The organism is Mucilaginibacter arboris (assembly GCF_009754915.1).
In the GTDB taxonomy this organism is placed as follows: Bacteria; Bacteroidota; Bacteroidia; order Sphingobacteriales; family Sphingobacteriaceae; genus Mucilaginibacter_A; species Mucilaginibacter_A arboris.
The window spans coordinates 108556-123263 of sequence record NZ_WPIK01000001.1 but is presented as its reverse complement, the minus strand read 5'-3'; the positions used below and the strand labels follow the sequence as shown (position 1 = coordinate 123263).

Annotated in this window: 14 protein-coding genes; 9 read left to right on the top strand and 5 right to left on the bottom strand. The window is 38.6% G+C overall.

Annotation, left to right across the window (positions count from 1 at the left end; translation table 11 throughout):
* Positions 1-6: 6 nt before the first annotated feature.
* The gene (locus GO621_RS00585) at positions 7-996 is read left to right on the top strand and encodes a hypothetical protein (protein ID WP_157562898.1); all 990 of its coding nucleotides are present in this window, start codon (positions 7-9) and stop codon (positions 994-996) included.
* Between the two features lie 128 nt (positions 997-1124).
* Here GO621_RS00585 and GO621_RS00580 read toward each other — a convergent pair whose 3' ends face one another.
* The 4 genes from GO621_RS00580 to GO621_RS00565 all read right to left on the bottom strand — a co-directional run bounded on the left by GO621_RS00580 (position 1125) and on the right by GO621_RS00565 (position 3740).
* Positions 1125-1739: a rhomboid family intramembrane serine protease gene (locus GO621_RS00580; protein ID WP_157562896.1), complete on the bottom strand. Its 615-nt coding sequence runs from the start codon at positions 1737-1739 to the stop codon at positions 1125-1127.
* A gap of 131 nt (positions 1740-1870) precedes the next feature.
* The gene (locus GO621_RS00575; protein WP_157562894.1) at positions 1871-2218 is read right to left on the bottom strand and encodes an MmcQ/YjbR family DNA-binding protein; all 348 of its coding nucleotides are present in this window, start codon (positions 2216-2218) and stop codon (positions 1871-1873) included.
* A 6-nt stretch (positions 2219-2224) separates the two neighbouring features.
* Positions 2225-2947 (bottom strand): hypothetical protein, encoded by a 723-nt coding sequence (locus GO621_RS00570; protein ID WP_157562891.1) that lies wholly within the window; start codon positions 2945-2947, stop codon positions 2225-2227.
* Positions 2948-3005: 58 nt separating this feature from the next.
* On the bottom strand, positions 3006-3740 hold the full coding sequence (locus GO621_RS00565) for a hypothetical protein (RefSeq protein WP_157562888.1): 735 nt from the start codon (positions 3738-3740) through the stop codon (positions 3006-3008).
* Positions 3741-3845: 105 nt separating this feature from the next.
* Here GO621_RS00565 and pepT point away from each other — a divergent pair, with 105 nt between their 5' ends.
* From pepT to GO621_RS00525, 8 genes are all read left to right on the top strand, one after another.
* The gene (pepT, locus tag GO621_RS00560) at positions 3846-5096 is read left to right on the top strand and encodes a peptidase T (RefSeq protein WP_157562885.1); all 1251 of its coding nucleotides are present in this window, start codon (positions 3846-3848) and stop codon (positions 5094-5096) included.
* A gap of 135 nt (positions 5097-5231) precedes the next feature.
* Entirely contained in the window at positions 5232-5561 is a 330-nt protein-coding gene (locus GO621_RS00555) for an L-rhamnose mutarotase (RefSeq protein WP_157562882.1), read from the top strand.
* A gap of 9 nt (positions 5562-5570) precedes the next feature.
* Positions 5571-6335 carry an SDR family NAD(P)-dependent oxidoreductase gene (locus tag GO621_RS00550; RefSeq protein WP_157562879.1) on the top strand — a complete coding sequence of 255 codons (765 nt, stop codon included), beginning with the start codon at positions 5571-5573 and terminating at the stop codon, positions 6333-6335.
* A 51-nt stretch (positions 6336-6386) separates the two neighbouring features.
* Entirely contained in the window at positions 6387-7244 is an 858-nt protein-coding gene (locus tag GO621_RS00545) for a fumarylacetoacetate hydrolase family protein (protein WP_157562876.1), read from the top strand.
* Positions 7231-8061, top strand: a complete 831-nt coding sequence (locus GO621_RS00540; protein WP_157562873.1) for an amidohydrolase family protein — start codon at positions 7231-7233, stop codon at positions 8059-8061. Before GO621_RS00545 ends, GO621_RS00540 begins: the two co-directional genes overlap by 14 nt.
* 11 nt (positions 8062-8072) lie before the next feature.
* On the top strand, positions 8073-9125 hold the full coding sequence (locus GO621_RS00535) for an aldo/keto reductase (RefSeq protein WP_157562870.1): 1053 nt from the start codon (positions 8073-8075) through the stop codon (positions 9123-9125).
* Positions 9122-10135, top strand: a complete 1014-nt coding sequence (locus GO621_RS00530) for a zinc-binding alcohol dehydrogenase family protein (protein WP_157562868.1) — start codon at positions 9122-9124, stop codon at positions 10133-10135. Before GO621_RS00535 ends, GO621_RS00530 begins: the two co-directional genes overlap by 4 nt.
* A gap of 32 nt (positions 10136-10167) precedes the next feature.
* Positions 10168-11133, top strand: coding sequence for a pectinesterase family protein (locus GO621_RS00525; protein ID WP_157562866.1), 966 nt, complete (start codon positions 10168-10170; stop codon positions 11131-11133).
* 177 nt (positions 11134-11310) lie between these two features.
* Here GO621_RS00525 and GO621_RS00520 read toward each other — a convergent pair whose 3' ends face one another.
* On the bottom strand, positions 11311-14649 hold the full coding sequence (locus GO621_RS00520; protein WP_157562863.1) for a glycosyltransferase: 3339 nt from the start codon (positions 14647-14649) through the stop codon (positions 11311-11313).
* Between the last annotated feature and the right edge of the window lie 59 nt (positions 14650-14708).

Here is a 14708-nt window from a genome sequence, read left to right as displayed (position 1 = left end):
GGCAATATGCAAACGGAAATTTATCAGCCTTTCGACAAGTTTAATTTTGGCAACCGGACCTGCTTTTTAACCGGAAAAGCGCTTCAATCTGAAGAAGAAAAAATACAGGTTTTTCCGGCCTGGCTGCTTTCAAAATATAATCTGTACGACCAGCCTTTTAAAATGCTGGATGAAAATTTCCCGACTTACAAAGATTTAAAGCTGCCATGCTCCGCAGAAGTAAACGAACTTTATTTAGAGCCGCTGGAAGAAGAAATAAAGGCAGCTTTTGAACAAGGTTTTGAAGCAGTAAAAGCTTTAGACGAATGGAAACTGTTTATCTGGTCGGGCAAAATTATGTACGGTATTATTTTTAACGAGTTGCAATCGGCGATCAAACAGCAATATGCGCAAGGGCAGGGATTAAATATTTCGCAATCGCTAATGCACAAGTTTAGCCAGTTGCACATCATGTTGCAGATGCTTCTTTTACCGATAGTTTTTGAGGGTTTTAAACCTTATAGTTTCTTTCTGTTTAAAATTAATCCGGCTACCGATCAGTTTAATTACCGAGATGAGATCAACTCGCTTACCTTTTCGCTTCGTTTAAACGATTTTGGGTTTATTTTTTGTCTGCAGGACAATAGTGCCAATATGCTTTATCATCAGGAAATTCTGCAAAAAATAGCCGGACAAACTTTGCACCCTATTCAATTTGAAGAGTTTTCGGGAAGGATTTTTTATTCCGCTTATTTGTTTAACCGCTTGCCAGAATATCATTTACTGGAGGTTGAAAATAAAATTTATATAGAAGCAATGCCCTTGCAAGGTTTAAGTTCCAAGCCTTTTTTTGATGAATGGAAGCCAAAAGTTTACGGGCAGGTTTTAGAAAACTTCTGGAAACCCTGGGGCTTTTTGCTGCTGGAAATTATTAAAAACCCCGAAGAACCAATGAGTTTTTTAGTGGATAAAAACAGTATGTTTATTAAGGCTGAGAAGATTGAGCTGCCGGGATAAGTTATTTTGCGCTTTACTTATTATGGTTTATGCTGTCATTCCGACGATAGGAGGAATCTTCTTTAAAGCAGGAGGAACTTATCTTATTTAATGAAGATTTCTCCCGCTGGTCGAAATAACAAGAAAATTTACCGCAGCCCCAGCTTCCCCAAAAAATAAGGAACTACTTCAGGATATAAAATAATGGTGATGATAATACCGTTTAAAGCGCCATAAAAATGCGCATCATGATTAATCGTATCAGCCTGCTGGCGGCCTGCATAAACGCAGTAAACCAGGTATAAAACACCAAATAAAATAGCGGGAATAGGAATGGGCAGCGGCAGGATCATCATTTTAGTCATCGGATCGAACATAATGAAGCTGAAGACAACTGCAGAAATTGCCCCGGAAGCACCTAAGGTTCGGTACCAGAAATCTTCCCTGTGCCGCATAACTGTTGGCAAGTCACTTAATATTAAACTAACAATATACAAAACTGCAAATTGCCAGTGCCCAATAATCCGTTCCAGATTAAAAGCAAAAAAGTAATAGGAAAGCATGTTGAAAAACAAATGCTGCCAGTCTTTATGGATTAAGCCACTGGTAAAAAGTGTATAAAGTTTTTCTTTTCGGTAAACCTGGTACGGGCTTAAAATCAGTTTTTCATAGATCTCAGGATTTGAAAAAGCCAGCAAACTGGTTAAAAGTGTGATTACGAAAATAGCCGAAGCTACAGGTGTTACATAAATATAGTCGAGCATGCGTTGTTCTGTTTAATTTAGCCAAAGTAACGAGAATTACGATAGGATTTGAGGTTGAATAATTGTACTTTCAGTAAAAAGGCTTGCAGTATTACAGCAAAAATTTAGATGCTTCTTTTACCAGCCTTTTTTTATTGCAGGTCTTGCTGTAATTTTTTCGGCAGGCTTTTTACAATGAGTCCGTAAGAATGATCGATCATTTCCAGCAGTTGCTTTTCGGTCAGGTTTCCATCAAAATAAACTGTGTTCCAATTAACTTTGTTCATGTGATAGCCAGGCTGAATTTCGATGTAACGTTCGCGTAAATCTATAGCCAAAGCAGGATCGCATTTTACGTTGAACCGATTGGCTTCTTTTAAAGATGCTAACAGAAATATTTTTCCGCCAACTTTAAAAACCAGCGTATCATCACCAAAAGGCATGGTTTCTTCTGTTCCAGGTTTCTGCAAACAATATTCCCGTAAAGATTCTATGTTCATAACCTTCTAATAAAAAGCACGGATTGGTTTTTTATAAGATACAGCATTCCCAAAACTATATTTAATGCCAGCACCAATCATACCATATCTGTCAACGTAATGGTTTTTAAATTTTGTAGGCGGGTCATTATAGCCATCTAAACCTTCTCCATAAACCCAGTTCATCTGGCAGCCTGCGTTTATGCGGATATACGGTTCATGGTAGGAGTTATATAATTTAAACTCATAACCAAACCTTACAGGTAACATTAGTTCTGTACTTGCATCCTGGCCAGGAAAAATATATCCCGGATCATCTAAGCTGGTACGCTGAATAAAACTCATGCTGTTATGAATTACGCCTATACCTGTACCTGCATAAAAATTTTTGATGATATTTAGAAATGAGCTGTAACGGTATTCAATGTATTCTCCAGCCTGGAAATCTGCATAAATAATAGCTGCTTTAAAGCTGTTTTCGAAAGCGCGTTTGTATGGGTCGGTTACAATATCGCCTCCTGCTAACTTTCCTATTTGTAATTCACCGGTAAAAGTTGTAAAAGGGCTATAATTATAATTTAAATTAACAAAATAAGCAGTTTTATTAATTTGTTTGGCTACATCTGCAAAAGCCCGGGTAAGGCCACTCCCGGCGCCAATACTATAATTACTGAAGTTATAACTAAGCTGTGCTATACAAATTTTACTGCTTAAAAACAGCCAGGCGATTAATACAATACTTTTTCTCAAGAGGGTTATTTAAAAGAAATAAAATCAACCTAAACTTAATAAAGGTATTGATTTTATTTTAAAAAGCACCTACATGAATAGGTTTGCGGTAAGAAGTAACACCACCAATGCCTATTTTAAGCCCCAGTGTTAATTGGGAGTACCAGTCGCCGTAGCGGCCGGATTTAAAGCCATCCATGTTATCGCCAACAGAAAAATTGGCCTGGTAACCCAGGTCTATCCGAATTTGAGGTTCATCATAGGCATTGTATATTTTGTACTCGTAACCAATTCTAACCGGGATAATCAGCTCGTTACTTTTATCTAAACCACCGATACTAAAATTGGGGTCATAATAATCCTGGCGGTTAATATAATCCATCTTATTAAAAATGACACCTGCGCCAGTACCAACATAAATATTTTTAGCACCGTTTAATATTTTAGTAAGGATTGGTATAGCACTAAAATCATCATTATAATTGATAAACTCGCCCAACTGCACATCGGCATGAAACATGATAGCCGTGTATTTATTCGTAGATTGCTCTCCGTAATAAGATTTAGTAGTGTCGGCATTTGCACTTGCCAGTTTGCCAAATTGTGCTTCGACTCCAAAAGTAACAAAAGGTGTATAATGATAATTGAAGTTTACATTATAAGCAGCCTGGCTGTAAGACTTATGCAAATCGCCATGTATCTTTACACTGCTTATGCCTGCACCCAAACTAAACTGATCATAATTGTAACCGATCTGGGCAGAAACGGATAAACTTAATAATACAAATGCAAAAAATAAATAGGTCTTTTTCAAGCGGTTATGATTTAATGATCAGTAACTTAACAACACTATCGCTTATTTTTGGCAGCGATAGTCCCAAAAATATAATTATTAACTTATTATCAAAAATGTTTAACGATGAATGTCCCGCTTATGTTGCACTATACAGTACAAAATAGATTTTTAAAATATGTAACGATTGATACCCAATCTGATCCCGAATCAAAAACTACACCCTCTACAGAAAAACAAAAGAATTTAGGGCAGTTACTGGTTGCAGAATTGTTGGAAATAGGTTTGCAGGATGCGCATTTAGACGGGTACGGTTACGTGTATGCAACCATTCCTGCCAATACCACGAAAGCTGTTCCGGTTATTTGCTTTTGTTCGCACATGGATACGTCGCCGGATTGCAGCGGAGAACATGTAAAACCAATAATTCATCAAAATTATCAGGGACAGGATTTGATTTTACCTGATGGTCCTGCTGTGGTTATCCGTTTAAACGAACATCCTGATCTGCAGTACCAGATAGGTAACGACGTTATCACTGCAAGCGGAACTACTTTGCTTGGTGCGGATAACAAAGCCGGACTGGCAGCAATTGTAGATGCCTGTAAACAATTAATAGATCATCCGGAAATAAAACATGGCAAAATCAAAATATTATTTACACCTGATGAAGAAATTGGAAGGGGTGTTGATAAGGCAGACATGCAGAAATTAGGTGCAGATTTTGGTTATACAATAGACGGAGAATCTGCAGGGACCATAGAAAATGAAACCTTTTCTGCGGATGGCGCCCGGTTAACCATCAAAGGTGTTAGTACGCATCCTGGTTTTGCAAAAGGTAAAATGCAAAGTGCCATCAAAATTGCAGGAAAAATTCTGGCTGCTCTTCCTTTAAATCTTTCTCCCGAAAACACTTCCGGAAAAGAAGGGTTTATCCATCCGGTTTCTGTTAACGGTCATGTGGAAGAAGCGACGATTGATTTCATTATCCGTGATTTTGAAGACGAAAAACTACAAGCACATGCAGCAGTGATCCGGCAGGTAACCGGAAACGTATTGAAAGATTTTCCTGATGCTTCTTTTACCATACAAATTTCTCAACAGTACCGCAATATGAAGCAGGTGTTCGACCAGCATCCGCAGGTAACAGAATATGGGATAGAAGCCATCCGAAGAGCAGGTTTAGGGCCACGTTTACGAAGCATCCGCGGCGGAACAGATGGTTCCCGTTTATCTTTTATGGGTTTGCCTTGTCCTAACATTTTTGCAGGCGAGCATGCTTTTCACAGTAAACAGGAATGGGTTTCGGTACAGGATATGCAAAAATCAGTTGATACAATTGTACACTTATGCAGCATTTGGGAGGAGAAGAGTTAAAGCAATTTAAATGGTTTATTTCTACTGTTCGTCCATAATTCCTATAATTAATTTTAATAGAAATGCGCATTTGTATAATTGTATCTATATTTTAGCAAAACCAATTTACCAAGCACTTTTTACTGTTATAAATGAATGAAAAGATACTGTTTAGCGCTTGATCTTATTAATGATCCTAAATTAATAACAGAATATAAAGCCTATCATCAAAACGTTTGGCCAGAAATTAAAAAAAGCATTACCGATGCAGGAATTATTAACCTTGAAATCTATCTTCTTGATAATCATTTATGCATGATAATGGAAACAGACGATAAATTTAGCTTTGAAAAAAAGAACGCGACGGATGCTGCCAACCCAAAAGTGCAGGAATGGGAAAACCTGATGTGGAAATACCAGCAGGCGCTTCCGCAAGCAAAGCCAGGCGAAAAATGGTTATTGATGAACAAAATATTTCAACTATAAAAAAAGCACATGTTTAGTTTAACAGGTAAAAACACCATTATAACGGGCGGCGGCAGCGGCATCGGCAAAGCAATTTCCACTTTATTTGCAAAGCAGGGAGCTATAGTCCACATCATCGAACTAAATGCAGAAGCCGGCGAGCAAACAGCAACAGAAATTGAGGAAGCCGGCGGAAAATCTTTTGTATATAGCGCCGATGTAAGCAACCAGCAACAAATCCTGGAAACTTTTATGAAGATCGATAAAATCGATATTTTGATTAATAATGCCGGGATTGCCCACATTGGCAGGGCTGATACAACTGAAGAAGCAGATTTTGAACGTGTTTTCAATGTAAATGTAAAAGGAGCTTACAATTGTTTATATGCGGCCATTCCAAATATGAAAGCTAATGGCGGCGGCGTTATTCTCAATATGGCTTCTATTGCTGCCTGGGTTGGCTTAACCGACCGTTTTGCTTATTCTATGAGTAAAGGCGCTATTTTTGCCATGACCTTATCCGTTGCCCGCGATTACCTGGACGATCAGATCCGTTGCAACAGTATTTCCCCGGCACGCATTCATACGCCTTTTGTTGATGGCTTTATTGCAAAAAATTATGCCGGGCGCGAAGCAGAAATGTTTGCAAAATTATCTGACAGCCAGCCAATTGGCCGCATGGGCGAACCGGAAGAAGTTGCCGCATTGGCACTTTATCTTTGCTCCGATGAAGCTGGTTTTGTTACTGGCTGCGATTATCCGCTGGATGGTGGTTTTATTAAATTGAATAACTAAAAACTATCGATAAAAGAAGCATGCTTCTTTTATCCAATAAAAATTTACCTTATGAAACTAATACGATACGGCCAAGCCGGAAAAGAAAAAATAGGCGTTATCCTAAATGGCGTTCGTTATGATACTTCTGCCTATGGCGGCGATTATAACGAAAAATTTTTTGAAGATAATGGATTAGCGCGTTTGGAAGAATTTGTAAAAGCAAATCAAGGCAGACTAATCGAAGTTCCGGATTCAGAACGTTTGGGTTCTCCGGTTGCAAGGCCTTCTAAAATTGTTTGTATCGGTTTAAATTATGCAAAACACGCACAGGAAACGAATGCAAAAATTCCTGAAGAACCAATCCTTTTCTTTAAATCTACTACCGCTTTGGTTGGCCCGGACGATGATATTATCATCCCTAAAAACTCAACAAAAACCGATTGGGAAGTAGAATTGGCTTTGGTAATTGGTAAAAAAGCAAGTTATGTAAGTGAAGAAGAAGCGATGGATTATGTAGCCGGATATTGCCTCCATAATGATGTTTCAGAACGTGAATTTCAACTTGAACGAGGCGGAACCTGGGACAAGGGCAAAGGCTGCGACACATTTGCGCCTGTTGGCCCGTTTCTGGCTACAACTGATGAAATTGACGATGTGCACAAGCTTCGTTTATGGCTGAAATTAAACGGCAAAGTATTGCAGGACGGCAATACAGACGATCTGATTTTTGGCATTCCAACTTTAGTTTCTTACCTCAGCCAGTTCATGACTTTATTGCCAGGCGATATTATTTCTACCGGAACGCCTGCCGGTGTTGGTTTAGGTTTTAATCCGCCGTTTTATTTAAAACCCGGTGATGTAGTTGAATTAGGGATTGATGGCTTAGGAAGTGCCCGGCAAGTTGTAAAAGCGTATGCTAAAGATTGATGCGCATCAGCATTTCTGGAAATTCGATCCGGTAAGGGATAGCTGGATCGATGAAACAATGTCAGCAATCCAACGCGATTTTTTGCCGGAAGATTTGAAACCGATTTTAAAGCAAAACGGTTTGGAGGGTTGCGTAGCAGTGCAGTCTGATCAATCAGAAACAGAAAATGAATTTCAGCTCAAAAACGCCGCCAGTAATGATTTTATAAAAGGTGTTGTGGGTTGGGTTGATCTTTGTTCACCTCAAATTGAAGAACGATTAAAATATTACAGTCAGTTTAAGCTGCTAAAAGGTTTCCGCCACATATTGCAAGGCGAACCGGATGCTTCTTTTATGCTGCAAAAATCTTTTATGCATGGCATTTCTCTTCTCAACAAACACCATTTTACTTATGATATTCTGATTTTTCCCATTCATCTTCAAAATGCCAAAACATTAGCACAAACATTTCCAAACCAACCTTTTGTAATTGACCATATTGCCAAGCCAAATATCAAAAATAAAACCATTGATACCTGGAAAAAAGGCATTAAAGCAATTGCAGAACTTGAAAATGTAAGCTGCAAAGTTTCGGGGATGGTTACCGAAGCAGACTGGAAAAACTGGAAACCAGCAGATTTTACGCCTTATTTAGATGTAGTATTTGAAGCTTTCGGCACAAAAAGAGTAATCTTCGGTTCGGATTGGCCCGTTTGTAATGTTGCCGGTGGGTATGAAAAAATGCTTTCTATTGTTCAAAATTATACTTCCGCCTTTACCCAAAATGAGCAGGAACTTTTTTGGGGAGGGAACGCCATTCGATTTTACAACTTGTAATCAAGCCTTTTATGTCTTCAAAAATAACTTCTGCCACCGAAATTAATTTGCCACCTGTTATCTGGGGGACCAGCGGTTTAGGAAACATTTACGAGGTTGTTCCTTACGAAAGAAAACTGGCTATCGTTAAAGCTTATGTGCAGGGTTGCGCTGGCGTTCCGGTTTTTGATTCTGCCGGAAAATATGGCGCCGGTTTGGCCTTAAAAGTTTTGGGCCAATGCCTTCGTGATTTAAATATTAAACCTGAGGAAGTAATCATCAGCAATAAATTAGCCTGGTACCAAACAGAACTAACCACGCCCGAACCTACTTTTGAAAAAGGCGTTTGGAAAGGAATTGGCCATGACGCTGTGCAAAAAATAAGCTACCAGGGCATTTTAGAATGTTTTGAACAGGGAAATGAGTTGTTAGAAACTTACATTCCGCAAATGGTTTCCGTACATGATCCGGACGAATATTTAGCCGCAGCTCGAGATGAATCCGATAAGGAAAAAAGATATCAGGATATTTTAGATGCTTACCGTGCTTTAATAGATTTAAAAAAGCAAGGCAAAGTTTCTTCCATTGGAGTTGGAGCAAAACATTGGGAAGTGATACAGCAAATTGCAGCAGACGTAGAATTGGATTGGGTAATGATTGCTAATAGTCTCACTCTAAAAAGCCATCCGCAGAAATTAATTGAATTTATTGGAGAGCTGCATCAAAAAAACATTTCTGTTATTAACTCTGCTGTTTTTAACGGTGGTTTTTTAACTGGAAGTAATTTTTACAATTATGAAGAAGTAGATCCAAACACAGCAAAAGGAAAGGAATTGTATAATTGGCGAAACGCTTTTTTCTCTCTTTGCAAAGGGTTTAATATTCAGCCTGCCGAAGCTTGTTTTAATTTCGGTTTTAATATTTCAGGCGTAAACAGTATTGCTTTAAGCACTTCCAAACCCGAAAAAGTAAAAAGCAATATCGAAATGGCTACTAAAAAAATTCCGGTTGAGTTTTGGAATGCGATGCAAGATCAGGGATTGTTGGATAAGTATAGTACTTCTTTTATCAAACAAAAATCATGAAAATATTAACATGTACAGAACCGGGAAGCTTTGCTTATAGAAATGCCGAGGCACCATCTTTACAAGAAGGAGAAGCAATAATTAAAATTAAAAGGATTGGTATATGCGGAACAGACTTACATGCTTTTGAAGGTACGCAACCATTTTTTAGTTATCCGAGAATTTTAGGACATGAATTGGCCGGAGAATTGGTTGATTTTGACGATGCGCCGGGTTTTGAAAAAGGTGAAGCAGTTACTTTTATTCCTTATTTTAACTGCGGGCATTGCATAGCTTGCCGTTCTGGTAAACCAAACTGCTGTACGCAAATACAAGTTTGCGGTGTTCATGTTGATGGTGGAATGGCAGAATATCTTAGCGTTCCTTCCCGTTTGCTGGTTCATGGAGAAGGATTAAGTTTTGATGAACTGGCATTGGTAGAGCCTTTAGCAATCGGTGCTCACGGCGTTCGCAGAGCGGATGTAAAAGAAGGTGAATTTGTACTTGTGGTTGGCGCCGGGCCGATTGGTTTAGGCACTATGGAATTTGCCCGGATTGCAGGCGGAAAAGTAATTGCCTTAGACATCAACGAAAACAGACTGAACTTTTGTAAAGAAAAACTGAAAGTACATTATACTATTAATGCTACTTCTGCAAACGTTACCGAACAATTACAGGAAATTACAAATGGAGACATGCCAACTGTTGTGATTGACGCAACTGGCAGCCAGAAAGCAATCGTTAATGCTTTTCAATATATGGCTCATGGTGCAAGATATGTTTTGGTTGGCTTGCAAAAAGGAGAAATTTGCTTTAACCACCCGGAATTTCATAAACGCGAAGCTACGTTGATGAGCAGCCGTAATGCAACACGGGCAGATTTCGAGCATGTTATCAGCAGCATGAAAAAAGGATTGGTTGACCCAACCACTTATATTACGCACCGTGTAGGTTTTGATGAAGTAAAAGATCAGTTTGAAAGCTGGCTCAATCCGGCAAATGGTGTGATTAAAGCAATGGTTACTGTTTGATGCTTCTTTTATCGGATAAAAATCTACATCAAATGAAAAACATGCTTTTTTTACGCCTACTTTTTATAGTTCTGTTATTTGCTGCAAACGCAGTTAAAGCACAGCAAAAGCAATACGATTTTGTAGTCGCAAAAGATGGCAGCGGCAATTTTAAAACGGTACAGGAAGCAATTAATGCCGTGCCAGCGTTGCGGAAGCAAACTACTACAGTATTTATCAAAAATGGTATTTACAAAGAGAAACTCACACTTCCTACAAATAAAACAATGGTGAAGTTTATTGGTGAGAACGTGGGAAAAACCATTATTACTTATGATGATTACCATCAAAAGAAAAACCAGTTTGGCGAAGAAATAGGAACATCTGGCTCTGCCGGCTTCTTTATTTATGGAAATGATTTTTCTGCCGAAAATATCACTTTTCAAAATACGGCAGGCCCGATTGGACAAGCAGTTGCAGTTTGGACTTCCGGCGACCGGATGATCTTTAAAAACTGCCGTTTCTTAGGCTTTCAGGATACTTTATATACTTTTGGTTACGGCAGCCGCCAATATTATAAAAACTGCTATATTGAAGGTACAGTCGATTTTATCTTCGGTTCTTCCACCGCTGTTTTTGAAGATTGCGAATTGTTCTGCAAAAAGAACGGTTTTGTAACTGCTGCTTCTACGCCCGATAGTACAAAATATGGTTATGTTTTTTTGCATTGTAAAATAACCGGCGATGCACCTGAAGGTTCCTTTTATCTTGGCAGGCCGTGGCGGCCTTATGCTAAAGTTGCTTATTTAAATTGTGATTTAGGCAAACAGATCAACCTAAAAGGCTGGAACAACTGGGGCAATGCCAACAACGAAAAAACAGCGCAATATGCAGAATATAAAAGTACGGGGCCAGGGGCAAATGCAGCAGAAAGGGTTAACTGGGCGAAACAGTTAACAGATGAAGAAGCTAAGCAATATACGCTTCAAAATATTTTTCGAGGTTGGAAACCAGACTGATACTTCTTTTTAAGGTAATGCAGAAATAGGTGAATAGCATTGTTCTGTCATCCGATTAAAGAGAGATCTTCTTCAAATGATTATACTGTATTATTTGATGAAGATTTCTTCATGGTATCGACATGGCAAAGTGGAGGGAAAAAGGGCACACTAATTTTTGTGCAATAAAAGAAGCATCTAAATTTTAGCTTCCTGCATACTTACCGTTCCGGTACGTTTTAAATTACCCCAACCATGCAATTCTCCTTTTAAAGCTTTACGGACTGATTTAAAAAGTACGTAATACATCAACTGCCGCCACATAAAACGTTGCGGAATGATGTAGATCAATTTTCGGTAATCTTCTTTTTCCATTTTAAAGGCAAGTACGCCCACAAAAAGATCTACCAATACAAAAACCAAGTAATAGATCAACATTTTTCCCGGGTCTCCGCCAAATAAACTGGCAATCATCATTAAATCTGCCAGCGGCGAAAATAAGGGCAGGATAATCTGGAAGATTAAAATATTAGGCATACCAACCATTCCAAAATAGCGGTATTTAGGGTTTAATAAAGCTTTACGATGTTTCCAGAAACTTTGCATCACGCCAAAACTCCAGCGAAAACGTTGTTTAACCAGCATTTCTATGGTTTCAGGCGCTTCTGTATAAGCAATAGCTTCACCGCAATTTCTAATGATGTAACCTTCTTTTAAAATGCGCATGGTCAAATCACAATCCTCGGCCAAAGTATCAGAAGTAAAACCGCCAGCTTGTTCAATGGCTTCTTTACGAAAAGCACCGATGGCACCGGGAACAACAGTAATGCTGTTTAAAAGGTCAAAAGCACGTCGGTCCATGTTTTGTGCCGTAATATATTCGATGGATTGCCAGCGTGTAATCAGGTTCACTTCATTTCCTACTTTTACCGTTCCGGCAACCGCACCAATTTCTTCATCAGTAAAATAAGTCATTAAGTGATAAACTGCATCCGTTTGCAGTTGGGTATCTGCATCAATACAAACTGCAAAATTGTACATGCTTCTTTTAATGCCATAATTTAATGCTGTTGCCTTGCCGCCGTTTGGTTTAGTAAAGATTTTGACCTGTGGATGATTGCCATAAGCAGCAGTAACAATTTCGAGCGTTCTGTCTTTTGAGCCGTCATCTACAAAAATGATTTCAAAAACCGAATAATTAATTTTTAGTAAACTGCTGATGGTTTGCAGTACCGTAACTTCTTCATTATAACCCGGAACAATAATGCTAACTGGCGGCAATTCATCCGGAGAAAGCTTTCTAACCGTTTTTTTATTAATGCTGAATTGCCTTAACGCTAAAACCCCGACTAAAATAATGCGGCCTAAAGCCAGGAAGATGGCGATTAAAAAAACGTAGAACAAAAACCAGTTGCCATAAAAATAACTCAGGATGAAAAAGCTGTAAAAGCGGCCTAAAAACACACTTGTTGCATCATCATGGATTACCGGCATTACTTCGTCTTTTGTTTTTCCGATGATTTTAGCAATGGTAGTAAACTGATAGCCGTGCTTTTTATAATAATCTATTATCCGTGGCAATGCTTTTACTGTTTCCTGACGCGTATCTCCGCCTGCATCGTGCAGTAAAATCATAGAACCTTTATTGCGCAGGGCAATGGCGCGGGCAACAATAGTATCGGCTGTAACACCGGGTTGCCAGTCGTTCGGGTCGATGGATTCGCCAATATTGATATAATTTTCTTTACGGCTTTGCTCAACCGGGATTACTTCTGCTACATTTTGCGGTTCTGCATCTGCATTAAAAGGCGGGCGGAATAAAATGGTACTGCGGCCTGTTACGGCTTCAATTAAACGGCGCGTGGCATTTAGTTCTAATATAACCCGTTTTAAACTGATGGTAGAAACATCGGGATGGAGATAAGTATGGTTTCCAATTTCGTATCCATCATTAAACTCCTCTCTTAATAACGGGATGCTTTTTTCTGCCATGCTGCCAACAACAAAAAATGCGGCAGGAACATGTTCCCTTTTTAAAATAGCAAGAATTTGTGGTGTATAAATAGGGTCAGGGCCATCATCAAAAGTTAAAACCACTTTTTTAGGCGAATAGCCATACCTACGGATCACATATTTAGTGGGAAGCTGAATGTAATTTTGATCCTGTATCATAAATGTTTTAGGGTCAAGTTTTATAGATAGCCTTCCTACTGTAGGTGTAGAAACTAAATCGAGCACTTCTCCATCTCCGGTATAATCAACCCGGTTGCTCATGCCCACTCGGGTAAGCCTGGCGGTATCAACACCGGTTTTGCGCAAAGAATCAATAGAAAGGTTTTTGGCAAAATAATTCCATATCCTTGAATCTTCGGAACCTAAACGCCATAAAGCCACACCACCAGTTGCCCAGTCATCCGCCATACGTATAATGTTGAAATTGGTAGCAGCATCTGTAAAATAGACCTTATGTTTAATCTGGTTCAGGTCCGTATAAGTAAAGGTTAAGTTTGCAGATTCCGGACTAAACTTGATTTTACTTTGATGTTCCTGTGCAAGTTGTATAGCTTCCTGATAAGTTACTGCTTTGCCTGCACTATTTTCTGGCCAATCATAACCTAAGGCTGCAACGGTTAAAATAACTTTTTCACTTGGGACTTGCGAACAAATGTTATCTAAAATACTTTCCACATCGTGCTGATCGGAAATATCGCTATCAGTAAGGCCATCGTTAAAAGCCATTACAATTAAATAGTCGCAGTAATTTTGCAATAGTTTTAAATCATATTCGTCGTCATTTGGTACCACCTGCTGCATAACCAGGTAATTTTTTGCATGTAGTGTAGTATAAAGCTCCTTTTCAAAAGCAACAAAATTTTTGTCGTTACGATTGGCAATATCTTCAAAATGAATATCTACACCTTTGATATTGTATTTAACCAATTTTGTTAGGATATTATTGATAAGCTTAGTCCGGCGGGTTTTACTTTTAACAATTGCTTGAATTGTTTTTGTATCCCAATTACCGTTATCTAAGTTTTCTATAATTGCTATAACCGGTTTTTTATTTTTTTGAACAAGCCTGGTTAATTCGGGCTCTAACTTTCCTTTTAATGTATCTGTACCAGGAGAAATCGAGAACGATTCGCTGATTACCATATCCATTTTACTGATATGATCTGTTAACGACGTAAAAGATTGTGGGTCCCAGGGCCAGAAAAAGCCTACATTTAATCGGTTTTTATTATTTGGATGTTTAAGCTGATGTAATTTCCGGTTGCGGGCAAGTTCTTTTATCTGCCTTACATCTAACTTTATTTCTTTAAATTTCTTTGATTTTTTTACCTGATCAAGCTCTTTTTGGCTTAGCTTTTTAGGAATATCAATCAGGTTGGGCAAAGAAGGATATTGCTGAGAAGAAATAGTGATAACCGCAGCAATAGCACTCAGGATTAAAATTATAATAAGCGTTCTGCTAAGCCATTTTAACCTGTTCCATCTGCCCGGAGAATCTGTTTGAAAAATCTGTTTATCAGCCATTAATAAAAATAGTTACAGCTAAATTTGTAATAATAGGTTGGAGGAAAATTGCAACCAAG